Annotated in this window: 20 protein-coding genes; 9 read left to right on the top strand and 11 right to left on the bottom strand. The window is 72.5% G+C overall.

Annotated elements, in window-relative coordinates; translation table 11 throughout:
- Window positions 1–120: 120 nt before the first annotated feature.
- The gene (locus V3T34_RS26480; protein ID WP_305078565.1) at window positions 121–1,371 is read right to left on the bottom strand and encodes an efflux RND transporter periplasmic adaptor subunit; all 1,251 of its coding nucleotides are present in this window, start codon (window positions 1,369–1,371) and stop codon (window positions 121–123) included.
- Window positions 1,372–1,459: 88 nt separating this feature from the next.
- Here V3T34_RS26480 and V3T34_RS26475 point away from each other — a divergent pair, with 88 nt between their 5' ends.
- Window positions 1,460–2,062 (top strand): TetR/AcrR family transcriptional regulator, encoded by a 603-nt coding sequence (locus V3T34_RS26475; protein WP_060850013.1) that lies wholly within the window; start codon window positions 1,460–1,462, stop codon window positions 2,060–2,062.
- Window positions 2,063–2,301: 239 nt separating this feature from the next.
- On the opposite strand, the gene V3T34_RS26470 is transcribed toward V3T34_RS26475, so the two are convergent.
- The 3 genes from V3T34_RS26470 to V3T34_RS26460 are packed head-to-tail and all read right to left on the bottom strand — an operon-like array spanning window position 2,302 to window position 4,091.
- On the bottom strand, window positions 2,302–3,015 hold the full coding sequence (locus V3T34_RS26470; RefSeq protein ID WP_305078558.1) for a retropepsin-like aspartic protease family protein: 714 nt from the start codon (window positions 3,013–3,015) through the stop codon (window positions 2,302–2,304).
- Between the two features lie 3 nt (window positions 3,016–3,018).
- Window positions 3,019–3,231: a DUF1289 domain-containing protein gene (locus V3T34_RS26465; protein ID WP_305078557.1), complete on the bottom strand. Its 213-nt coding sequence runs from the start codon at window positions 3,229–3,231 to the stop codon at window positions 3,019–3,021.
- Window positions 3,231–4,091 (bottom strand): adenosylcobinamide-GDP ribazoletransferase, encoded by an 861-nt coding sequence (locus V3T34_RS26460; RefSeq protein WP_305078556.1) that lies wholly within the window; start codon window positions 4,089–4,091, stop codon window positions 3,231–3,233. Before V3T34_RS26460 ends, V3T34_RS26465 begins: the two co-directional genes overlap by 1 nt.
- Before the next feature lie 148 nt (window positions 4,092–4,239).
- Here V3T34_RS26460 and cobT point away from each other — a divergent pair, with 148 nt between their 5' ends.
- Window positions 4,240–5,271, top strand: coding sequence for a nicotinate-nucleotide--dimethylbenzimidazole phosphoribosyltransferase (gene cobT, locus V3T34_RS26455; protein WP_060850016.1), 1,032 nt, complete (start codon window positions 4,240–4,242; stop codon window positions 5,269–5,271).
- Window positions 5,272–5,287: 16 nt separating this feature from the next.
- On the opposite strand, the gene V3T34_RS26450 is transcribed toward cobT, so the two are convergent.
- From V3T34_RS26450 to V3T34_RS26435, 4 genes are all read right to left on the bottom strand, one after another.
- The gene (locus V3T34_RS26450; RefSeq protein WP_305078555.1) at window positions 5,288–5,713 is read right to left on the bottom strand and encodes a DUF4345 domain-containing protein; all 426 of its coding nucleotides are present in this window, start codon (window positions 5,711–5,713) and stop codon (window positions 5,288–5,290) included.
- 52 nt (window positions 5,714–5,765) lie between these two features.
- Window positions 5,766–6,224: a MaoC family dehydratase gene (locus tag V3T34_RS26445; RefSeq protein ID WP_305078554.1), complete on the bottom strand. Its 459-nt coding sequence runs from the start codon at window positions 6,222–6,224 to the stop codon at window positions 5,766–5,768.
- Between the two features lie 223 nt (window positions 6,225–6,447).
- The gene (gene ung, locus V3T34_RS26440; protein WP_305078553.1) at window positions 6,448–7,152 is read right to left on the bottom strand and encodes a uracil-DNA glycosylase; all 705 of its coding nucleotides are present in this window, start codon (window positions 7,150–7,152) and stop codon (window positions 6,448–6,450) included.
- A 13-nt stretch (window positions 7,153–7,165) separates the two neighbouring features.
- Window positions 7,166–8,674, bottom strand: coding sequence for a bifunctional metallophosphatase/5'-nucleotidase (locus tag V3T34_RS26435; RefSeq protein WP_305078552.1), 1,509 nt, complete (start codon window positions 8,672–8,674; stop codon window positions 7,166–7,168).
- A gap of 223 nt (window positions 8,675–8,897) precedes the next feature.
- On the opposite strand from V3T34_RS26435, the gene hemH reads away from it, so the two are divergent.
- The 3 genes from hemH (at window position 8,898) to V3T34_RS26420 (ending at window position 11,671) form a co-directional block, all read left to right on the top strand.
- On the top strand, window positions 8,898–9,998 hold the full coding sequence (gene hemH / locus V3T34_RS26430) for a ferrochelatase (protein ID WP_060850021.1): 1,101 nt from the start codon (window positions 8,898–8,900) through the stop codon (window positions 9,996–9,998).
- 58 nt (window positions 9,999–10,056) lie between these two features.
- A complete protein-coding gene (locus V3T34_RS26425) occupies window positions 10,057–10,602 on the top strand; it encodes a methylated-DNA--[protein]-cysteine S-methyltransferase (protein WP_305078551.1) in 546 nt (181 codons plus the stop codon).
- A gap of 289 nt (window positions 10,603–10,891) precedes the next feature.
- Entirely contained in the window at window positions 10,892–11,671 is a 780-nt protein-coding gene (locus V3T34_RS26420; protein ID WP_305078550.1) for an SDR family oxidoreductase, read from the top strand.
- Window positions 11,672–12,218: 547 nt separating this feature from the next.
- Here the strand turns inward: V3T34_RS26420 and groL are convergent.
- Together groL and groES are read right to left on the bottom strand one after the other, a co-directional pair.
- A complete protein-coding gene (groL, locus tag V3T34_RS26415; RefSeq protein ID WP_305078549.1) occupies window positions 12,219–13,859 on the bottom strand; it encodes a chaperonin GroEL in 1,641 nt (546 codons plus the stop codon).
- 104 nt (window positions 13,860–13,963) lie between these two features.
- Window positions 13,964–14,251 carry a co-chaperone GroES gene (groES, locus tag V3T34_RS26410; protein WP_060850025.1) on the bottom strand — a complete coding sequence of 96 codons (288 nt, stop codon included), beginning with the start codon at window positions 14,249–14,251 and terminating at the stop codon, window positions 13,964–13,966.
- A gap of 215 nt (window positions 14,252–14,466) precedes the next feature.
- On the opposite strand from groES, the gene V3T34_RS26405 reads away from it, so the two are divergent.
- The gene (locus tag V3T34_RS26405) at window positions 14,467–15,465 is read left to right on the top strand and encodes a magnesium transporter CorA family protein (protein ID WP_305078548.1); all 999 of its coding nucleotides are present in this window, start codon (window positions 14,467–14,469) and stop codon (window positions 15,463–15,465) included.
- Window positions 15,466–15,472: 7 nt separating this feature from the next.
- Here the strand turns inward: V3T34_RS26405 and V3T34_RS26400 are convergent, their stop codons facing one another.
- Entirely contained in the window at window positions 15,473–16,342 is an 870-nt protein-coding gene (locus V3T34_RS26400; RefSeq protein ID WP_305078547.1) for a DMT family transporter, read from the bottom strand.
- A gap of 169 nt (window positions 16,343–16,511) precedes the next feature.
- Here V3T34_RS26400 and V3T34_RS26395 point away from each other — a divergent pair, with 169 nt between their 5' ends.
- The 3 genes from V3T34_RS26395 to glcE all read left to right on the top strand — a co-directional run bounded on the left by V3T34_RS26395 (window position 16,512) and on the right by glcE (window position 20,807).
- The gene (locus V3T34_RS26395) at window positions 16,512–17,756 is read left to right on the top strand and encodes a glycosyltransferase family 4 protein (protein ID WP_305078546.1); all 1,245 of its coding nucleotides are present in this window, start codon (window positions 16,512–16,514) and stop codon (window positions 17,754–17,756) included.
- Between the two features lie 325 nt (window positions 17,757–18,081).
- Window positions 18,082–19,512, top strand: coding sequence for a lipopolysaccharide biosynthesis protein (locus V3T34_RS26390; protein WP_305078545.1), 1,431 nt, complete (start codon window positions 18,082–18,084; stop codon window positions 19,510–19,512).
- Window positions 19,513–19,628: 116 nt separating this feature from the next.
- Entirely contained in the window at window positions 19,629–20,807 is a 1,179-nt protein-coding gene (gene glcE / locus V3T34_RS26385) for a glycolate oxidase subunit GlcE (protein WP_331369320.1), read from the top strand.
- The last annotated feature ends 16 nt before the right edge of the window (window positions 20,808–20,823 follow it).

Raw genomic sequence — 20,823 nt, 5'->3', positions numbered from 1 at the left:
CAGACGGAAACGGGCAGACGGCCGGGGAGCGGGAAGGCACGGGGGATCCGCGCGGCCGCTCGGGAGCCGCCGCCGGGTGTCCGCGCCGGACGGTGGATCGGGTCGGGGGTGCCGGGGTCGTCAGCGCTCGGCGAGGCGGCGCGTCTCGGGGGCGCCGCGCGCGCCCATCGTCACCGGCTCGGGGCTGAGCAGCGTGCCGGGGCGGATCCGCTGCAGGCCGTTGACGACGATGCGCTCGCCGCCCGACAGGCCCGACGTCACGACCCGCAGGCCGTCGACCGCGCGGCCGAGGGTGATCGCCCGGAACGCGGCGCGGTCGTCCGCCCCGACGACGAGCACGAACTTCTTGTCCTGGTCGGTGCCGACCGCCCGCTCGTCGACGAGGAGCAGCCGCTCGGGCGCGGGTCGGCCGAGCCGCATCCGCGCGAACTGCCCCGGGATGAGCCGGCCGTCGCCGTTGGCGAAGCTGGCGCGCACCCGGACCGTCCCGCTGCGCGCATCGACCTTGTTGTCGATGAATTGCAGGTGCCCGCGGGCGGGCGCTCCCTCGGCGGTGGTCATCTCGACCGGGATGGCGTCGAGCCGGCCGCGCCCGCCCGCCGGGCCGGCGATCGAGGCGAGCGCCTGGAGCACCACCGTCTCGTCGGCGTCGAAGCTCGCATGGATCGGATCGACCGAGACCAGGGTGGTGAGCACCGCCGCCCCCGCGCCAGCGGTGACGAGGTTGCCGGGCGTGACCTCGCGGCGCCCGACGCGCCCGGCCACCGCCGCCCGGATCTCGGTGTAGCCGAGGTTCAGCCTGGCCGACGCCAGCGCCGCCTTGGCGGCGTCCAGGCTCGCCTTCGCCTCCTTGGCGGCGTTGGCGCGCACGTCGAGGTCGCGGGCGGTGACGATCTGCTGGTCGGAGAGCCGGCGCCCGCGTTCGAGGTCGCTCACCGTCAGGGCGACCCGGGCCTCGGCCCCCGCCACCTGGGCCTCCAGGCGCTGGACCTCCGCCGCATAGGGCGCCGGGTCGATGGTCACCAGGAGGTCGCCGGCCTCGACGAGTTCCCCTTCGGCGAAGTGCGTCGCCTGGACCGCCCCGCCGACGCGGGCCCGGACGTCGACGCGCTCGACCGCCTCGAGGCGACCGGAGAAATCGTCCCACAGCACCACGTCGCGCGGGGTGATCGCGGCGACCGGGGCGGGCACCGCGGCCTCGGTCGGCGGCGTCGCCGCGATGGCAGCGTTCCCCCGGGTGAAGGACGGCGCGAGGAAGGGATAGGAGGCCCCGGCCAGCAGGGCGAGGACGAGGCCGATCCCGGCGCTGCGCCGGACGAGGAATTGGCCTAGGGATGGGGCGCGAGATGGGTTCACGACCGGCTCCGATATCTGTATCGTACGATACGCATGTCGGTGTCGACGCGGCCCGTCAAGATACTTATCTACCACTCGATACAAAAATGGGAGTCGGCAGGCGATGGCGATGGGACGGCCCCGGTCGTTCGACACGGACAAGGCCCTCGACGAGGCGATGGAGGTGTTCTGGCGCCACGGCTACGACGGCGCCAGCCTCGCCATGCTGACGAAGGCGATGGGCATCAAGCCGCCGAGCCTCTACGCGGCCTTCGGCAGCAAGGAGGGGCTGCTCAAGGCGGCGCTCGACCGCTACGCCGAGCGGCGCTCCACGCACATGCGCTACGTGCTGGCCGGCGCCACCGCCCGCGAGGTGGCCGAGCGGTTCCTGACCAGCATCGCCGAGAGCCACACCGATCCGGCCAACCCCCCCGGCTGCCTGCTGGTCCAGGGCGGGCTCGCCTGCGGCGAGGGCTCGGAGAACATTCCGTTCGAGCTCGCCTCCCGGCGTGCCCAGTCCGAGACCGAGCTGCGCGAGCGCTTCGCCGCGGCTCAGCGCGACGGCGACCTCGGTGCGTCCGCCGACCCGGCGGCGTTGGCGCGCTTTCTCTCGACGGTCGCCTCGGGCATGGGCGTGCTCGCATCCTCGGGCGCCGACCGGGAGGCCCTGCGGGATGTCGCGCGGGTGTCGCTCGGCGCCTTTCCGGGGCCGGACGCGGCACGCTAGTCCTGCCCCCCGTCGGGCCGGCCGTCATCGACTGCGCTGCCGAGACGGCGATTGCCCGGGTTCCCGCCGATCGCGGCGTGGGCTGATCGTGCTGAGAGGAACGGCGCGGGTTTCCCTCTCCCGCGCGGGCCCGGCGTATTCATGTAAACTCGCTCCGGGCGCCTCCGAACCGCGTCGGTTGTCTCGGAGGCGGATTGTCTCAGGGCGGCCGGCCGAGGCCTGCCCGACCCGCGGCACCGTCACCGAGCGCTTGTTTCACCTCCCGCCCCGCGCAGGATCAGCCGGCTGCCCCGGACCTCGTAGGAGGCGAGGCGCTCCAAGAAGCTCATTCCGAGCAGGTTGACGCTCAGGGCCCCCGGGCGGGTGACCAGGGCGGAGACGCGGGTCTCGCCGATCGGGCCGACCGCCACCGTGTCGAGCATCACCGGGGCGGCGGCGGTGCGACCGTTGGCGGTCTGGACCTGGACCCGGAAGGCGGAGGGGGCCGGGTGGAGGCCGAGCGCCGCGGCGGTCTCGGCGGTGAGCACGACGGCGCTGGCGCCGGTATCGAACACGAAGGCATGACGCCGCCCGTTCACCGCCGCCTGGACGGTGAAGCCGCCGTCGACCCGGCGGGCGATCGTCACCTCGCGGCCGGCGCCGGGCACCGGCTGGCCCGGGTCCATCTCGCCGAGGGTACGGAAGGCGAGGTCGCGGGCCTGGTCGCGGTAGACGTAGAGGGAGGCGAGCCCGGTGCCGACGACGCCCCAGACCAGGAGGGCGAGGACGCCCTCGCCGAAGCCGGTCCGGAACCGGTTCCCGACGCCGTTGAGGATGAGCAGCGCGGCGGCGAAGCCGCCCGCGAGCCCGGCCGCCTCGTCCGGGCGCAGGCCCGCGATCGCGCGGCCGCCGACGGCGTTGAGCGCGTAGGCGCAGGCGAGCAGCAGGAGCCCGATGCCGACCGCGCCCGGCACCGGTCAGGCGACCACGGGGGCCGGGGAGGGCGCCGGCTCGAGGTCGGGATAGGCCGCGGCGAGCCGGGCCGGCAGTCCCGCCATGATGCGCAGCCGCTCCGGCTCGGCGAGAGCGCCCCAGGCGGCGATCTCGTCGCCGGTGCGGCCGCAGCCCTCGCACAGGCCGGTGACGGGATCGAGGACGCAGAGGCGGATGCAGGGGGAGGAGGCGGGCATCAGGCGGGAACCGCGATCACGAGGGCGAGGAGGGCGGCGATCTCGGCGGTCTGCTGGCACGCCCCGATGACGTCGCCGGTCTGGCCGCCGACGAGGCGCGCGGCCATCCGCGACAGGGTCCAGGCGGCAACGAAGGCCAGGAGACCGGCGAGCGCGAGGCCGAGCCAGGGCAGGCCGAGGAGGCCGGCCGCGATCAGCACCGCGAGGCAGAGCGCCCAGGCGGTGGCATGGGTGGCGCCGCTCGGCCGGCCGACCGCGTGGGCGGCGCCGTCCGGCCGGGCCGGCGGCAGGCGGCAGAGCGGCCACAGGGCGGCGGTGCGCGAGAGCGCCGCGACCGCCAGCAGGGCGACCGCGACGCGCCAGCCGATCCGGTCGGCGAGCGTCGCCAGCGCGCCGATGCGCAGGGCACAGGACAGGACCAGGGCTGCGGCCCCGTAGGCGCCGATGCGGCTGTCGCGCATGATCTCGAGGCGCCGCGCCACCGTCAGCCCGCCCCCGAACCCGTCGGCCACGTCGGCGAGCCCGTCCTCGTGCAGGGCCCCGGTGACCAGGGTGGAGACGGTCAGCGCCAGGGTCGCGGCGAGGAACGGCCCGAGGCCGAGGGCGAGCCCGGCGGCGAGCGCGACCGCCCCCGGCAGGCCGATCACCAGGCCGGCGAGCGGCAGCATCCGCGGCACGATGCGGAAGTCGGGGGCGGCGTGCCGGTCGGTCTCGCCCGGCAGTGCCGGGACCGGCAGGCGGCTGTAGAAGCGCAGGCAGGCGGCGAGGTCGCGCAGCGGCGGCCACGGGCCGGAATGCGGCGGCGGCGGCTCGAACTCGTCGTCGGCCTCGCCCGGCCCCGCTCTCACGCCCGTCGCCATCGCACCACGCATCCCGACGCCCGAGGGCGATCCGTATGCCGGATTCGCGCCCACGCGGCATTTTGCTGTATCTGCTCGGCCCACGAAAGCCCACCGGGCGGGGAAGCCCCGCCCCGGCGGGGGAAACCCCCGCGGAGCGAGAGAGTCCATGACTGCCGACACGACCGACGCCGCCCCGTTCGACGACATCCGCCGCCTGATCGCCACCATGCCGGGACCGGACGAATCCGCCGCCGCCGAGGTCTCGGCCCGCGATTCCGTTCTGACCAAGCCCCCGGGCAGCCTCGGCCGGCTCGAGTTCCTGGCCGCCTGGATGGCGGCCTGGCAGGGCAAGGCGCCCCCGACCCTCGACCGGCCGCTGGTCTGCGTCTTCGCCGGCAGCCACGGCGTGGCGGCCCGCGGCGTCTCGGCCTACCCGTCCGCGGTCAACCGCCAGATGCTCGACAACTTCGCGGCCGGCGGCGCGGCGATCAACCAGATCTGCGGCGCCTACGGCCTCGGCTTCAAGGTGTTCGACCTCGCCATCGACATGCCGACCGGCGACATCACCACCGAGCCGGCGATGACCGAGAAGGCCTGCGTCGCCACGATGGCGTTCGGCATGGAGGCGGTGGCGGCGGGCACCGACGGGCTCGGCGTCGGCGAGATGGGCATCGGCAACACCACGGTCGCGGCCGCGATCTATGCCGCGCTGTTCGGCGGCGAGCCGGCCTCCTGGGTCGGCCGCGGCACCGGCGTGGACCAGGCGGGGCACGCCCGCAAGGTCGCGGCGGTCGAGGCGGCGCTCGCCTGCCATCAGGGCCATCTCGACGATCCGCTCGCCGTGATGGCCCGCCTCGGCGGGCGCGAGATCGCCGCCATGGCGGGCGCGATCCTGGCCGCGCGGCTCCAGCGGGTGCCGGTGGTGATCGACGGCTACGTCTCGACCGCGGCGGCGGCGCTCCTCCATGCGGTCGATCCCCGCGCCCTCGACCACTGCCTGGCCGGCCACGTCTCGGCTGAGGGCAACCACGCCGCGGTGCTGGAACGCCTCGGCCTGCGCCCGCTCCTCGACCTCGGCCTTCGCCTCGGCGAGGGCAGCGGCGCCGCCCTGGCGCTCGGGCTCGTCAAGGCGGCGGTGGCCTGCCACCGCGAGATGGCGACCTTCGAGCAGGCCGGCGTGTCGGGCCCGGTGGCCTAGGAGCCGGGAAGACCGGTCACGGGCCCGACCTGGCCGGAGGAGCGTGCTCCCCGGCCCGGTTCGCCACCCGGATCTGCCACAGGCACAGGAGCGGCGTGACCACGAGCTCCATGCCGAGCGCGGCCAGCATGGTGAGCGACGGCACCCCGGTGAGCCACAGCCCGAGCAGCCGGGCGAGGCCGCCGAGCGCCACCACCATGGTCAGGAAGCGGAACAGCGAGGTCCGGCTCTCGATCGCCGGAATCGTCGACCAGAACAACAGGCCGATCCCGAGGAGCAGGCCCGACAGGTAGCGCAGGTGGCTGTCGGTCGAGATGTCGACGCTGCCACCGCCGAGGCCGGCCTGGCCGAACAGCACCCCGTAAAGCCCGCCCAGCACCGGCACGAGCCCGGCCACCGCCACCACGCGCTGGAGCGCGCGCTTCTCCGCCTCGAAGGTCATCCGTACAGCCCCGCTCTCTGCCCGGTGGACAATCCGCCGAACGACGTGCGGTTCACCAGTGGTGCAGCACCACGGCGTCGGCGAGGCAGGCCGGTTTGTCGCCGCCCTCGATCTCCACGGTCACGCCGTAGGTGGTGCGCAGGCCGCGCGGCGGCACGTCGAGGGCGGCGGCCACCCGCACCCGGCCGCGCAGGCGCGAGCCCACCACCACGGGAGCGGGGAAGCGAACCCGGTCGAGGCCGTAATTCAGGCTGAGCCGCAACCCGTCGAGGCGGCGCACCCCGGCGATGAAGCGCGGCACCAGCGACAGGGTCAGGTAGCCGTGCGCCACCGTGGCGCCGTAGGGCGATTCCCGCGCCGCCCGCTCCGGGTCGACGTGGATCCACTGGTGGTCGCCCGTCGCCTCGGCGAAGCGGTCGATCGTCGCCTGGTCGACGGTGATCCACTCGCCGATCCCGATCTCCTGCCCGATCGCCGCCTTCAGGGCCTCCGGCCCGTCGAAGATGTTCATGCGTCCCTCCCGTTTCGGCCATCCTAGGCCGCGCGGTGGGTCGCGGCCACGCTCGATCGGGGATCGCCCTGCTCGCGCAGGTTCTGGGGCTGGGGAAGGGTGCTGCAACGCGGGGACCGAGCCCCGGGGGGCATTCAGGCGCTTATCGCGGGAACGCCGATATCGTGACCGGTGGCGATACAGGAAACCGGCGGATGCCGGGTGTCCGAGCGACGCCGGTCGCTCACCCGAGCCGCCAGTCGATCGGCTCCAGCCCCTTCTCCTGCAGCCAGGCATTGGCCTGTCCGAACGGCCGGCTGCCGCGGAAATCCGCCTTGCGGTTGAGGGGGGACGGGTGGCCGGCCTCCAGCACCAGGTGCTTCTTGCCGTCGATCAGGGCGGCGCGCTGGCGGGCCGGCGCGCCCCACAGCAGGAAGGCGACCGCCGGGCGCGTCCTCGAGACCGCCTCGACCGCCTGGTCGGTGAGGGCCGACCAGCCGAGCTTCATGTGCGCGCCGGACTTGCCCGCCTCGACGGTCAGCGCGGCGTTGAGCAAGAGCACGCCCTGGCGCGCCCAGCCCGAGAGGTCGCCGGAGGCCGGGACCGGGGCGCCGGTCTCCTCCGCCATCTCGGCGAGGATCACCTTGAGCGAGGCCGGCAGCCGGCGCCCGCCGACATACGAGAAGGCGAGTCCGTGGGCGTCGCCCGGGGTCGGGTAGGGGTCCTGGCCGAGGATCACCGCCCGCACGTCGTCGAGCGGCGTCAGCGCGAGCGCGTTGAAGATATTCTCCGGCGCCGGCAGCACCCGGGCACCGGCTTCGCGCCGGGCATCGACCGCCTCCGCCACCCGCTCGGCGCTGCCGTCCTCGAAGAACGGCAGGGCGAGCCAGGGCGAGCCGGAAGCGCGGAAGCGGGCGAGCGCGCCCGCGACGGAATCGTCTGTCGGCATCGGACCTCGAGGATCAGCGGATCGTCAGGCGCCCGGTACGGATGGTCAGGGGCGCGTTGGCCTGGATGTAGGACATCACCACGTTGGCGACGAGCGTGCCGTCGTTGGTGCCGACCAGGGTCTCGCCCTGGGCCAGCATGCCGTAATCGTTGCCGCCGCCGAGCATGAAGTTGTTGGCCGCCACCAGGTAGGTCCGGGCGGGGTCGAGCGGCGCCTCGCCGACCGTGACCGCGACAACGCGCTGGCCCACCGGGCGCATCGGATCGACCGTGACGGCGATCCCCGAGACCTGCGGAAACCGCCCGGAGGGGCGTCCGATCTCGGAAAAGCCGTTCTCGAGGGCGGCGCGCAGGATGTCCCCGCTGATCCGCACCAGCACCGACGTGTTGCCGAAGGGCAGCTCGGTCCGGACGTCGCGGCGCGTCAGCTCGGTGCCGGCCGGGTAGAGTCGGTTGCCGCGGATGCCGCCGCCATTCATCAGGCCGATCTCGGCGCCCGCGGCGTGGCGCAGGGCGTCGGCCACGAGGTCGCCGAAGGCGCTCTCGCCCTGGCGCACCGCGCCGGTGCGGGTGTCGAGGGCATCGGTCACCCGGCCGAGCGGCTGGTCGAGCTCGCGCGACAGCTCGCCTTCGAGGCGTGCCACCACCGCCTGGACCTCGGGATCGGGCTCGATCTCGGCGGTGTCGTGGATGCGGAAGGCGGCGCTCCAGGTCAGCGCCTTGCCGCTTCCCTCCGCCTTGACGTCGATGGCGGTGACGTACTCGGCGTCGTGCCCGGATTCGGCGAAGGCGGTGCGGTCGTCGTAGCGCAGCGCCAGGTCGTGGTCGTGGCCCGACAGCACGATGTCGGCGTGGCGGCTCGCCACCAGGGCCTCGTCGGTCGCCCGGTCGGTGTGGCAGACCGCCAGCACCATCTCGGCCCCGGCCGACCGGAGCGCCGTGGCCTCGCGGGCGAGCGTCGCGACGGCGGGACCGAAGGTCCAGTCGCCGGATTGCGACTTCGCCTCGGTTTCCGGAAGGGCGATGCCGACCACCCCGAGCTTGATGCCGCCGAGGGTCAGGATGGTCGATTCGCTCGTGCCCGGCACCGGCGTGCCGTCGGCCCGGCGCAGGTTGGCGGCAAAGACCGGAAAGGCCGCCTCCCGCATCCGCTCCAGGTAGACCGCCTGCCCGAAATCGAACTCGTGGTTGCCCGGCACGAACACGTCCGGCCGGATCAGGTTGGTGAGCGTGATGATGTGCCGCCCCTGGTCGATGCCCGACAGGAGCGAGGGCGAGAGCGTGTCGCCGGCATGGCAGACCAGGACCGGCCGGCCCCGCGCGCGCTCGGCCTTCACCACCGCGGCGAGCTTCGGAAAGCCGCCGCGTCCGTCCACCGCTCCCATCCGGTAGATGTCGTTGACGAGGACCAGGGTGAAGTCGGTGTCGGGGGCCCGCGCGGCGGCCGGGGTCGCGCCGGCCAGCCCGGCGAGGCCGGCCCCGAGTCCGAGGGCGAGGGTCTGGCGGCGGCTGGGCGAGGTCATGCGGGGCTCCGGCAGCGGGGGACCGGCAGTGTCGCACGGGCATTCCGACGGTTGGATGTCCCGCAGCGGCGCAACGCCGGGTTTTCCCGCGCCGATCCGGCCCGGTGCAGCGTCGCGAGACGTTGGTTCGCGCGGCCTTTGCGCTATGTAATCGCCACCCGACGCGCAGACAGACGAGCCCGGACGCGCCATCCTGCCGGGCCGCAGCACAGACCGGACGATCATGAACGAGGTGACCCCGAACGCCACGCTCGCCCGCGGCGCCACTCCCGTCGGCCCGGCCGGTGCGGGTTCCGCCGGCCAGGCCGGAGCGCTGCCCGCCGGCCATCCGGCGGTGCGCTGGGGCCGGATCGGCGTGCTCCTGATGAATCTCGGCACGCCCGAGGGCACCAGCTACTGGCCGATGCGCCGCTACCTCAAGGAGTTCCTGTCCGACCGCCGCGTCATCGAGGTGCCGCGCGCGGTCTGGTGGCCGCTCCTCAACCTCGTCATCCTGACCAAGCGCCCGGGCCCGAAGGGGCGCGACTACGCCTCGGTCTGGAACAACGAGCGCGACGAGGGCCCGCTCAAGACCATCACCCGCGGCCAGGCCGAGAAGCTGCAGGCGGCGATGGGCGATAAGGTCGTGGTCGACTGGGCGATGCGCTACGGCAAGCCCGAGGTCGACCAGCGCATCCAGGCACTCCTCGACCAGGGCTGCGACCGCATCCTCCTGGTGCCGCTCTACCCGCAATACGCCGCCGCGACCTCGGCCACGGCCTGCGACCAGGCCTTTCGCGCGCTGATGAAGATGCGCTGGCAGCCGACCGTGCGGGTCTCGCCGCCCTACCACGACGACCCGGTCTACATCGACGCCGTGGCGAGCGCGATCCGCCGCGACCTCGCCGCCCTCGACTTCGAGCCCGAGGTCATCCTGACCTCGTTCCACGGCGTGCCGAAATCGTACCTGATGAAGGGCGATCCCTATCATTGCCAGTGCGTGAAGACCGGCCGGCTGATCCGCGAGGCGCTCGGCTACTCGCCGGAGCGGATGCGGACGACTTTCCAGTCGCGCTTCGGCAACGAGGAATGGCTGAAGCCCTACACCGACGAGACCGTGAAGGAGCTGGCGGCGCAGGGCGTGAAGCGCCTCGCCATCGTGGCGCCCGGCTTCACCGCCGACTGCCTCGAGACGCTCGAAGAGCTCGACGGCGAGAACCGGCACTATTTCGAGGATGGCGGCGGTACCCACTTCGCCTACCTGCCCTGCCTCAACGACGGAGCGGAGGGCATGCGGGTGATCGAGCACGTCGTCGCCCGCGAGCTGAAGGGCTGGCTCGACTGAGCGGTGGACGAGCCGCCGCGTCCGTCGCGGCGGCTCCGCACCGGGGCTAAGCTCGGGCATGTCCGTCGCCCCCTTCCTCCTCGGCACCCTGCCGACCCCGATCGGCACGATGCTGCTGGTCTTCGACGAGGCCTCGCATCTGCGCGCCCTCGACTGGTCGGACCACGAGGCGCGGATGCGCCGCCTGCTGCGGCTGAATTACGGCACCACCTTCGCCCTGCGGGACGCCGCCTTGCCGCCGGCCATCCACGATCCGCTCGCAGCCTATTTCGCCGGCGATCTCGGCGCCATCGACGGGATGACGGTCCACCACAACGGCACCGCCTTCCAGCGCGAGGTCTGGGCCGCGCTTCGAACGATCCCGGTCGGCACCACGATGAGCTACGGCGCCCTCGCGCAGCAGCTCGGCCGCGACAAGGCGGTGCGGGCGGTCGGGCTCGCCAACGGCGCCAACCCGGTCGGTCTCGTGGTACCGTGCCACCGGGTGATCGGCGCGAACGCGACGCTCACGGGCTATGGCGGCGGGCTGCACCGCAAGCAGTGGCTGCTCGCCCACGAGGGCGTGACGCTCGGCGGGCGGCAGGGGAGGCTGGATCTGGGGTGAGGTGGTTTCGTTCTCGACTTGCCGTACGATAAGTTTACGGTCTCCCTGAACTGCGATCAACTCGGACAGGATGCGAATTGTGTGCATCCTATACGTCCCACCCACGACCTCATCCTGAGGTGCTGCTGCTTGCAGCAGCCTCGAAGGAGGGCTCCAGGGATCGCGGCGATATCTGGAGCCCTCCTTCGAGGTCAGTCCATCATCGATGGACTGACACCTCAGGATGAGGTCGAGAATGGGAAGGGTTTTGGATCAGCAGATTGGTCACAAGCGGCCCCTCGAGGTTACCATGCAGCGACTGACCGGAAAGATCTGCCTCGTGACCGGCGGCGCCCGCGGCATCGGGCGCGCCATCGCGGCCCGCTTCCGGCAGGAGGGCGGCGAGGTCGTCGTCACCGACATCGAGGAGGCGAGCGGTACCGCGACCGCCGCCGAGATCGGCGCACGGTTCATCCGCCTGGACGTCGCCCGGGAGGAGGATTGGCTGCACCTGGCCGAGGCCATCCCGGTCGCCGACGTGGTCGTCAACAATGCCGGCATCACCGGCTTCGAGACCAGCCCGGTGGCCCACGATCCCGAGCATGCGAGCCTGGACGACTGGCAGGCGGTCCATCCCGTCAACCTCGACGGCACCTTCCTCGGCTGCCGCTACGCGATCCGGGCGATGAAGGCGCGGGGGCGAGGCTCGATCATCAACGTCTCGTCGCGCTCAGGCCTCGTCGGCATCCCGGCGGCGGCCGCCTACGCCTCGTCCAAGGCCGCGATCCGCAACCACACCAAGACGGTGGCGCTCTACTGCGCCCAGCAGGGCTGGGCGATCCGCTGCAACTCCCTCCACCCGGCCGCGATCCTGACCCCGATCTGGGAGCCGATGCTGGGAGAGGGCCCCGACCGCGAGGCGCGGATGGCCGCCCTCGTCGCCGACACCCCGCTCAAGCGCTTCGGCACCCCGGAGGAGGTCGCGGCGGTGGCGGCGATGCTGGCCTCGGACGAAGCCGCTTACATGACGGGGGCGGAGATCAACCTGGACGGCGGGTTGCTGGCGGGATCGGCGGCGAGCCCGGGGTGATCTCATCCGCTCCGCTCGCCGTCCTCCTCGGCAGAGAGGCCATTGCATCTCCACATCTCGATCTGGCTGACCGCACTCGTTGCAGGGCGCGCACCTCCCCTCCGCCTCGTGGGCTAGCAAGTTCATACATCTCGGTTTGAGCGCTTTCCCCTCAAAGGTAGCGCGCCTCTCCTCCCCGGGCGATCTCAGGCTTGCCCGAGATCGCTCAAGCTTGTGGGGGGAGCCGGAGGTGGGGGTGGTGCCGGAGAGATCTCGGCGGTGCCTCCTGCACCGCCCCCACCCCTGGCCCCTCCCCACAAGGGGGAGGGGAGGCGCGCTAACTGCCAATGAGTTGGCATTCAGAGGAGAAGTGTGAATCTGCAAGCCTGCAGAGGGTGGCGAGCAGAGGGCCCACAGTCGCCACTCGCTCATCGCCCCTCTGACAGCCGCGATTCCGGTGCTGAGGCACCGAGCACGCAAGTCCGGACGCGACGGAGGCCGCCCCAACGGAAAAGGGGCCGCCTTGCGGCGACCCCCTCCCGTCTTTCGAAGACTGGTCGGCTTGGACTTAGAAGTCCATGCCGCCCATGCCGCCGCCCGGCATCGCCGGAGCAGCGCTCTCCTTCTTGGGGGCGTCGGCGACCATCGCCTCGGTCGTCACCAGCAGGCCGGCCACCGAAGCGGCGTCCTGCAGGGCGGTGCGCACGACCTTGGCCGGGTCGACGATGCCGGCCTGGATCATGTCGACGTACTCTTCGGTCTGGGCGTTGAAGCCGTAGGTCTCAGAGTCGGCCTTGTCGGTGATCTTTCCGACCACGATCGAGCCCTCGACACCGGCGTTGCCGGCGATCTGGCGGATCGGGGCCTCAAGGGCCTTCAGCACGATCTTGATGCCGGCCTGGACGTCGGCGTTGTCGCTCGTCAGAGCGGCCACGGCCTTCTTGGCGCGCAGGAGCGCGGTGCCGCCGCCGGGAACGATGCCTTCCTCGACCGCCGCGCGGGTGGCGTGGAGGGCGTCGTCGACGCGGTCCTTCTTCTCCTTGACCTCGACCTCGGTCGCGCCGCCGACACGGATCACCGCGACGCCGCCCGCGAGCTTGGCCAGACGCTCCTGGAGCTTCTCGCGGTCGTAGTCCGAGGTGGTCTCCTCGATCTGCGCCTTGATCTGCTGGACGCGGGCCTCGATGTCCGACTTCTCGCCGGCGCCGTCGATGATCGTGGTGTTCTCCTTCTCGATGCGGACGCGCTTGGCGCGGCCGAGCATCGGGAGGGTCACGTTCTCGAGCTTGATGCCGAGGTCCTCGGCGATCATCTGACCCTGGGTCAGGATCGCGATGTCCTCGAGCATGGCCTTGCGACGGTCACCGAAGCCCGGCGCCTTCACGGCCGCGACCTTCAGGCCGCCGCGCAGCTTGTTGACGACGAGGGTGGCGAGCGCCTCGCCCTCGATGTCCTCGGCGACGATCAGCAGCGGCTTGCCGGTCTGGACGACGGCCTCGAGCACCGGCAGCATCGCCTGGAGCGACGACAGCTTCTTCTCGTGGATGAGGATGTAGGGATCCTCGAGCTCGGCGATCATCTTCTCCGCATTCGTGATGAAGTACGGGGAGAGGTAGCCGCGGTCGAACTGCATGCCCTCGACGACGTCGAGCTCGGTCTCGGCGGTCTTCGCCTCCTCGACCGTGATGACGCCCTCGTTGCCGACCTTCTGCATGGCATGGGCGATCATCTCGCCGATGTCCTTGTCGCCGTTGGCCGAGATCGTGCCGACCTGGGCGATCTCCTCCGAGGCCGACACCTTCTTGGCGCGGCTCTGGATGTCCTTCACGGCGGCCTGGGTGGCGAGGTCGATGCCGCGCTTCAGGTCCATCGGGTTCATGCCGGCGGCGACGTACTTGGCGCCCTCGCGGACGATCGCCTGGGCCAGCACGGTCGCGGTGGTGGTGCCGTCACCCGCGATGTCGTTGGTCTTCGAGGCCACTTCGCGCACCATCTGGGCGCCCATGTTCTCGAACTTGTCGGCGAGCTCGATCTCCTTGGCGACGGTCACGCCGTCCTTGGTGATCCGGGGAGCGCCGAAGCTCTTCTCGATCACGACGTTGCGGCCCTTGGGGCCGAGCGTGACCTTCACGGCATCCGCCAGGATGTCGACGCCGCGCAGCATCTTCTCGCGGGCGTCGGAGGCGAAACGAACGTCTTTCGCTGCCATGGTGATTCCTCACTGTCGATCGGTGTTTCGGGAAAAACCCTCCGGCGTCGGCTTCCCGTGCGGGGCGCCGCCGTCAGGCTTCAGGGCATCTCAGGGGAGTGGGCTTACGCCAGCACGCCCATGATGTCGGACTCCTTCATGATGAGGAGGTCCTTGCCGTCGATCTTGACCTCGGTGCCCGACCACTTGCCGAACAGGACGCGGTCGCCGGCCTTGACGTCGAGCGGGTTCAGCTTGCCGGACTCGTCGCGGGCGCCGGGGCCGACGGCGACGATCTCGCCCTCTTGCGGCTTCTCCTTGGCGGAGTCCGGGATGATGATGCCGCCCTTGGTCTTCTCCTCGCTCTCGATGCGACGGACGACGACACGGTCGTGCAGCGGACGGAATTGCATGTGCTGCCCTCTTGCTTCGCAGAACGCATTGCGGTTGGTGCTGGCGCCGAAGCCGCCTCCCAACCGGGGCATTAGCACTCCCATCAGGTGAGTGCTAAGGCTGGCGTGGAGATAATCGGGCCGCGCGGACGAGTCAAGGCGCTGGCCTGTGGCACGCACGGCACAATCGGGCGGCTCGGGACAGCCGAATCCGCCCATCAGGAGCCCATCCGGTCATGATCACGCTGCACGGCCCGGAGGGCGTCGTCGCCGAGGGCCAGGCCTGCGCGGCGCGGCCCCTGCCGCCCCACGGCACCTGGCTCGACCTCGAGGATCCGAGCGAGGCCGAGACCGCCCTGGCCGAGACGGTGACCGGGCTCACGGTCCCGTCCCGCTCCGCACTCAGCGAGGTGCAGAACTCTCGCCGCCTCAACCGGCGCCGGGACGCCTTCTATCTCAGCACCCCGATGGTGTCGTTCCGGGACGACGACCTGAGCCTGCGCCCCCTCGGCTTCGTGCTGACGCCCGAGCGGCTGCTCACCGTGCGGTTCCAGCCGCTCGCCGCCTTCGATACCGTGAAGGCGCGCCAGGCCGAGCGCGACGGGCCGGCCTCCAGCGTCGAGACGTTCCTGGCGCTCGTCGAGGAGCTGATCGACCGGATGGCCGACAGCCTCGAGACGATGAGCGACGAGCTCGATTCGCTCTCGACCCGGATCTTCACCTTCGACACCAGCGCCAACGGCCATGGCCGGCGCGAGGGAGCGGCCCCGAAGCGACGCGACCTCGCCCTGCGGCGCCTGCTGCGCGCCATCGGCCGGCGCGGCAAGGCGCTCGCGAAGCTGCGCGCCTCGCTGCTCGGGCTCGGCCGCATCCTGCCCTACATCGCCGGCGAGGCCGAGACCTGGCTCAAGGCCGAGGAGAAGGCCCGGTTCGAGAGCCTGCGCCTCGACGTCGCCTCGCTGGACGAGTTCGAGACGCGTCTCTCCGAGACGGTGCAGTTCCTGCTCGACGCCACCCTCGGCCTCATCAACATGGAGCAGAATAACACCTTCCGGGTGCTTACCGTGGTCTCGGTGATCGGCATCCCGCCGACCCTGATGGCGTCCGTGTACGGCATGAACTTCAAGCACATGCCGGAGCTCGACTGGACCTTCGGCTACCCGTTCGGGCTCGCGGTGATCGTCGCGAGCGCCTTGGTGCCCGCGGTCTACTTCAAGCTGAAGGGCTGGTTCTGACGCCCGCTCACCGCTTGGCCGCGAGCGCCGAGCCCGCGAGGATCAGCCCGGCGCCGGCGAGCGTCGCCACGCCCGGCACCTCCCCGAAGGCGAAGTAGCCGAGGCCGATCGCCCACAGTAGCGCGGTGTATTCCATCGCGGCGAGCCGCGAGGCCTCGGCCTGCGCGTAGGCGCGGCTGAGCACCAGGTGGCCGGCGACGCCGAGCAGGCCGACGAGGACGAGAAGCGCCCAGTCCGGGGCGGCGACCGGCGTCCAAGTCCAGGCGGCGGGCGCGGCCAGCATCGCGGCGGGCCCGGCATTCTGGATCGCCACGATGGTCACCACCGGGTCGTGCCGGGCGCGGGCGCGCAGCAGCACCATCGAGAGCGCGTAGGTCAGCGCCGAGGCGAGGATCGCGGCGATGCCCCAGGCCGAGCCGGCGCCGCGTTGCGCGCCTTCCGCCCCGACCTGCCCCGCCACCACGATCCCGACCCCGAGGAAGCCGACGACGAGCCCGGCCCAGACCGGCGGCCGCACCCGCTCGCGCAGGAGGAGCGCGGCGAACAGCGCGATGAAGATCGGGCTCAGGAACGAGAGCGCCAGCGCCTCGGCCAGCGGCAGCACCGAGAGGCCGTGGAAGAAGCAGAGCGCCGTCGCGACCACCAGCACGGCTCGCAGCCCGTTGGTGCGCCAGGTCTCGGCCGAGGGCCAGCCGGGACGCAGGGCACCGAGCACGCCCGCCATCACGACGGTGCCGACGAGGTAGCGGGCGAACGCGATCTCGGTGACGCCGTAGCGGTCGGACAGGCCCTTGATGGTGGCGTCCATCAGGGAGAGGAGCCCGATGCCGAGGGCGGCGAGCAGGATCGCGGAGGCGGGGGAGGAGCTGGGACGCATGGTCTAAGCCGGATGGCCCGATGGGACCCGCAGCGCAAGGCCCGCGGCCGCCGGGCGCTTAGGCGTTTCCTAAGGGGTCCGACCCATCCTCGATTCCGATCCGCGTCGCCTCCAAGGAAGCCCGACCGATGCTGCATGAGGGTCCCGGCCAGACCGAGCGGGGGCGGCGGTGAGAATCGTCCTCGTCGCCGACCACGCCTACATCAATGGCGGCCAGGCCAAGGTCTCGCTGGAGAGCGCGATCGGGCTCGCCCGCCGCGGCCACGAGGTCGTGCTGTTCGCCGCCGTCGGCCCGGCCGATCCGCGCCTCGCCGAGGCCGGGGTGCGGACGGTGCTGCTCGGCCAGACCGACGTGACCAAGGCCCGCTCTCTCGCCGCCTTCGGGGTGCAGTGGCTGTGGAATGCCCCTGCCGCGGCACAGCTGCGCGACCTCGTCGCCGAATCCGACCCGTGCGACACGGTGGTGCACGTCCATGCCTGGGCCAAGGCCCTCTCGCCCTCGATCGGGCCGGTGCTGCGGGCGAGCGCCGCGCCTGTGGTCTACACCGCGCACGAATACTACCTCGCCTGCCCGAACGGCGGCTTCTACGACTATCCGGTCGCCGCGACCTGCCACCGGGTGCCGAATGGGCCGGCCTGCCTCACCCACAACTGCGATTCGCGCACCTATCCGCGCAAGCTCCTGCGCGTCGCCCGCCACGCCCTGATGCGCCGCACCGGCCTCGTCGAGGGCATCGACGCCATGGTCACCATCAGCCGGCTGCAGCGCGAGGTGCTGGCGCCCTATCTGCCCGCGACGACGCGCTACTTCGACGTGCCGAACCCGGTCGACGTCGCGCCCCTCGGGCACCGCGCCGGCCCGCCCGGCGACTTCGTGTTCGTCGGCCGCCTCTCGCCCGAGAAGGGGCCGGGGATCTTCGCCGAGGCGGCGCGGCTCGCCGGGGCGCGGGCGGTCTTTGCCGGCGACGGCCCGGCCCGGGCCGAGCTCGAGGCGCGCTACCCCGAGGCGTCCTTCCTCGGCTGGCAGAGCCCCGACCAGGTGAAGGCGGTGCTGCGCGGCGCCCGCGCCCTCGTCTTCCCGTCGGTCTGGTACGAGGGCCAGCCCCTCACGGTGCTCGAATCCCTCGCCCTCGGCACCCCGGTGATCGTCAGCGACGTCTGCGCCGGCCGCGAGGCGGTGCGCCACGGCGAGAGCGGGCTGTGGTTCCGCTCCAACGATCCCCGCTCGCTCGCCGAGGCCATGGGCCACCTCGCCAACGACGCCACCGCGCTCCGGATGGGGCGCGCCGCCTACGACCTGTTCTGGGCCGATCCGCTGACGCTGGAGCGCCACCTCGACGGGCTGGAGCGGGTCTACCGCGACGTGACGGGAGACGAGGCTCGGGAGCGGCCGAGGACGCGGGCGGTGGGGTAGGGCTTCCGCGGCATGACAATCGATGAAGGGCGCGGGATGTCTCCTCTCCCCGCGGGCGGGGAGAGGGCCGTGTCTCTGTTCAAGAGGCACGGCAAGCGAAGGCGAAGGCCGGAGCGAGGGTGAGGGGGGCTCGACGAGTGAGGCCCGTCCGGAAACACCCCCTCACCCTCGCCCTACGGGCTCGCCGCGTCACCTGAACGGTGACGCGGCCCTCTCCCCGCCCGCGGGGAGAGGAGAAAACCCGCGCTCCACACTGGGACCGTTTTCTCGTCGAATTCAGCGGATCCACGCCGCAATCCGACCTCTCGAACGAGCACTCACTGCAATGGCGGTCATCGCGGCCTTCGTGGTCAATGCGGTCCTGAACCTGGCCCTCGGCCTGCTCATCGCGCAGATCCTGGGGCCGGCGGATTTCGGCCGCTTCGCCCTCGGCACGGCGGGCGCGGTGGTGCTCAACATCCTGCTGTTCGAGTGGCTGCGCCTCTCGGCGACCCGGTTCTACTCGGAGCGGGTGCGGGCGGCCGAGCCGTGGATCCGCGCCATGCTCGACCGGGCCTACGCGGCCACCGCGATCGGGCTCGCGGGCGCGGCGCTCCTGGCGTTGGCCGGCCGGCCGGCCTTCGGCGAGCCCGCCCTGCTGGCGGCGGCCGCGGCCGGGGCCGCGATCGGCATCGGGCTGTTCGACTACCAGGCGGCGCTGGCCCGCGCCCGCTTCGTCGGCGGCCTCTACCTGCGTCTCGTCCTGGTCAAGAACGGCCTCGCCCTCGTGATGATGGTCGGTACCGCCTGGGCGACGCGGGACGCCGCCGCGGTGATGCTCGCCGGGGGCCTGAGCCAGTTCCTCGCCGCCCTCGCCGTCCACCGGGCGCTCGGCGACCCGCCGACCGCGCACGAGGCCGCCCGCCGCCGCGAATCCCTTCGCCTGTTCATGGCCTACGGCCTGCCGGTGGTCGCCGCCAACGTCGTCTACCAGCTGATGCCCTTCGCCAACCGCTCGGCGGTCGCCGCCGCGGCGGGATTCGCCGAGGCCGGCTACTTCTCGCTCGCGGCCGATATCGGCGGGCGGATCTTCAGCACGCTCGGGGCCGCCCTCGATCTCCTGCTGTTCCAGATCGCGGTTCTCGCCGCCGAGACCCGCGGCCACGAGGCCGGCGAGGAGCAGGTCGCCCGCAACGGCGCCGTCGTGCTGGCGCTGATCCTGCCGAGCGCTGCGGGCTTCTGGGCCGTGGCCCCGGCGCTCGAGGCGATCGCCGTGCCGGAGGCGTATCGCGGCCATTTCGTGGGCTACACGCTCCTCCTGCTGCCTGGCCTCGTCGCCCTGGCGCTGATGAACTTCGCCCTCAACCCGATCTTCCAGATCCGCCGCCGGACCCTGCCGCTGGTCGCCGCCGGCGGCCTCGGGGCGCTGGTGAATCTCGTCGCGGCCCTGGCGCTCGCCGGTCCCTTCGGCCCGGACGGCATCGCGGCCGCGCAATCCCTCGGCTTCGTCGCCGCCCTGCTGTTCCTCGGCTTGCGCGCGCTGACCGGCCCCGGCCGCCTGCGGATGCCCTGGCGCGATCCGCTTGCCGTCGTCCTCGCCACCGCGGCGATGACGGCCGCGCTCCTGCCCCTGCGCGGCCTCGCGCCCTGGCTCGCCCTGCCGGCCTGCCTCGGCGTCGGCGGCCTCGTCTACGGCGCCCTGGTCTGGCGCTTCGACATCGCGGGCCTGCGCAGCGCGGTGCTCGCCCGTATCGGGCGAGGGGTGCCGGCGGCGTAAGGGGGCCAACTCATCGCCCCCACCCCCGCTTGCAACCGGCTCCGGTTGCCCGCAATGATCCGCGCCCCGATCCTCGCGCTCCGGCGCGACCCTGGCCAGCCCGAGCGAGCCCCGCGATGAGCACCTACCAGCCCCGCAGCGAGGCCGAGGCCGCGACCCTGATCGGCGAGGCGGCGACGCGGCGCGAGCGGCTGCGGCTCGTCGGCGGCGGCACCCGGGCGGGGATCGGCCGGCCTGCGCAGGACGAGGCGACGCTTTCGGCGGCGGGGCTGACCGGCATCACCCTGTACGAGCCGGCCGAGCTCGTGATCGCGGCCCGGGCCGGCACGCCGCTCGCCGAGGTCGAGGCGCGGCTCGCCGAGGGCGGCCAGATGCTGCCCTTCGAGCCGATGGACCACCGCCCGCTGCTCGGTTCGACCGGCGAGCCGACGATCGGCGCGGTCGCCGCCGGCAACGTCTCGGGCCCGCGACGCATCGCCGGGGGGGCGGCCCGCGACAGCCTGATCGGCGTGCGCTTCGTCAACGGGCGCGGCGAGGCGGTCAAGTCCGGCGGCCGGGTGATGAAGAACGTCACCGGCCTCGATCTCGTGAAGCTGATGGCCGGCTCCTGGGGGACGCTCGGCTTCCTCACCGAGGTCACCTTCAAGGTGCTGCCCGTGCCCGAGCGCACCGCGACCCTGGTGCTTGCCGGCCTCGACGATGCCCGCGCCGTCGAGGCGATGAGCGTGGCGCTCGGCTCGCCGTTCGAGATCACCGGCGCGGCGCACCTGCCGGAGGGGATCGACGGCGCGGCCCGCACGCTCCTGCGCATCGAGGGCTTCTCCGCCTCCGTCGATTACCGCCTCGGCCAGCTCACCCGCCTGATGCGCGGCTTTACCCCCCCGGCGACGCGGGAGGGGGAGGAGGCCGCCGCGCAGTGGCGCGCGGTGCGCGACGTCCTGCCTTTCGCCGGCGGCGACGAGGCGGTGTGGCGCCTCTCGACCGCACCGGGGCGCGGCCCCGCCGTCGCGGCGGCCATCGCCGCGGCGCGCCCGTCGCGCTGGTTCTACGATTGGGGCGGCGGCCTGATCTGGCTCGCCACCCCGGCGACCGGCGATGCCGGGGCGGAGGTCGTCCGGGCGGCCCTCGCCGAAGGTGGCCACGCCACGCTGGTGCGGGCGCCCGATGCGGTGCGCGCCGCGGTGCCGGTCTTCGAGCCCCTCTCCGAACCCCTGATGCGGATCACCGCCGGCCTCAAGGCCGCCCACGATCCCGCCGGCCTGTTCAACCCGGGACGGATGTACGCCGGGATCTGATCACCGCGCTCGCGAG

The organism is Methylobacterium ajmalii, from assembly GCF_036448855.1.
Classification (GTDB): Bacteria; Pseudomonadota; Alphaproteobacteria; order Rhizobiales; family Beijerinckiaceae; genus Methylobacterium; species Methylobacterium ajmalii.
The sequence above is the reverse complement of the archived record's forward strand: the minus strand, read 5'-3'. Positions and strand labels throughout refer to the sequence as shown.

Excerpts from the sequence above, each read along its gene's own strand:
- groES (WP_060850025.1), bottom strand. The coding sequence starts at position 14,251 with ATGCAATTCCGTCCGCTGCACGACCGTGTCGTCGTCCGTCGCATCGAG.
- glcE (WP_331369320.1), top strand. The coding sequence starts at position 19,629 with ATGAGCACCTACCAGCCCCGCAGCGAGGCCGAGGCCGCGACCCTGATC.
- V3T34_RS26425 (WP_305078551.1), top strand. The coding sequence starts at position 10,057 with ATGTCCGTCGCCCCCTTCCTCCTCGGCACCCTGCCGACCCCGATCGGC.
- groL (WP_305078549.1), bottom strand. The coding sequence starts at position 13,859 with ATGGCAGCGAAAGACGTTCGTTTCGCCTCCGACGCCCGCGAGAAGATG.
- V3T34_RS26475 (WP_060850013.1), top strand. The coding sequence starts at position 1,460 with ATGGCGATGGGACGGCCCCGGTCGTTCGACACGGACAAGGCCCTCGAC.
- V3T34_RS26465 (WP_305078557.1), bottom strand. The coding sequence starts at position 3,231 with ATGCCCGCCTCCTCCCCCTGCATCCGCCTCTGCGTCCTCGATCCCGTC.
- V3T34_RS26400 (WP_305078547.1), bottom strand. The coding sequence starts at position 16,342 with ATGCGTCCCAGCTCCTCCCCCGCCTCCGCGATCCTGCTCGCCGCCCTC.
- V3T34_RS26435 (WP_305078552.1), bottom strand. The coding sequence starts at position 8,674 with ATGACCTCGCCCAGCCGCCGCCAGACCCTCGCCCTCGGACTCGGGGCC.
- cobT (WP_060850016.1), top strand. The coding sequence starts at position 4,240 with ATGACTGCCGACACGACCGACGCCGCCCCGTTCGACGACATCCGCCGC.
- V3T34_RS26460 (WP_305078556.1), bottom strand. The coding sequence starts at position 4,091 with ATGGCGACGGGCGTGAGAGCGGGGCCGGGCGAGGCCGACGACGAGTTC.
- V3T34_RS26445 (WP_305078554.1), bottom strand. The coding sequence starts at position 6,224 with ATGAACATCTTCGACGGGCCGGAGGCCCTGAAGGCGGCGATCGGGCAG.
- V3T34_RS26420 (WP_305078550.1), top strand. The coding sequence starts at position 10,892 with ATGCAGCGACTGACCGGAAAGATCTGCCTCGTGACCGGCGGCGCCCGC.
- V3T34_RS26390 (WP_305078545.1), top strand. The coding sequence starts at position 18,082 with ATGGCGGTCATCGCGGCCTTCGTGGTCAATGCGGTCCTGAACCTGGCC.
- hemH (WP_060850021.1), top strand. The coding sequence starts at position 8,898 with ATGAACGAGGTGACCCCGAACGCCACGCTCGCCCGCGGCGCCACTCCC.
- V3T34_RS26405 (WP_305078548.1), top strand. The coding sequence starts at position 14,467 with ATGATCACGCTGCACGGCCCGGAGGGCGTCGTCGCCGAGGGCCAGGCC.
- ung (WP_305078553.1), bottom strand. The coding sequence starts at position 7,152 with ATGCCGACAGACGATTCCGTCGCGGGCGCGCTCGCCCGCTTCCGCGCT.
- V3T34_RS26450 (WP_305078555.1), bottom strand. The coding sequence starts at position 5,713 with ATGACCTTCGAGGCGGAGAAGCGCGCGCTCCAGCGCGTGGTGGCGGTG.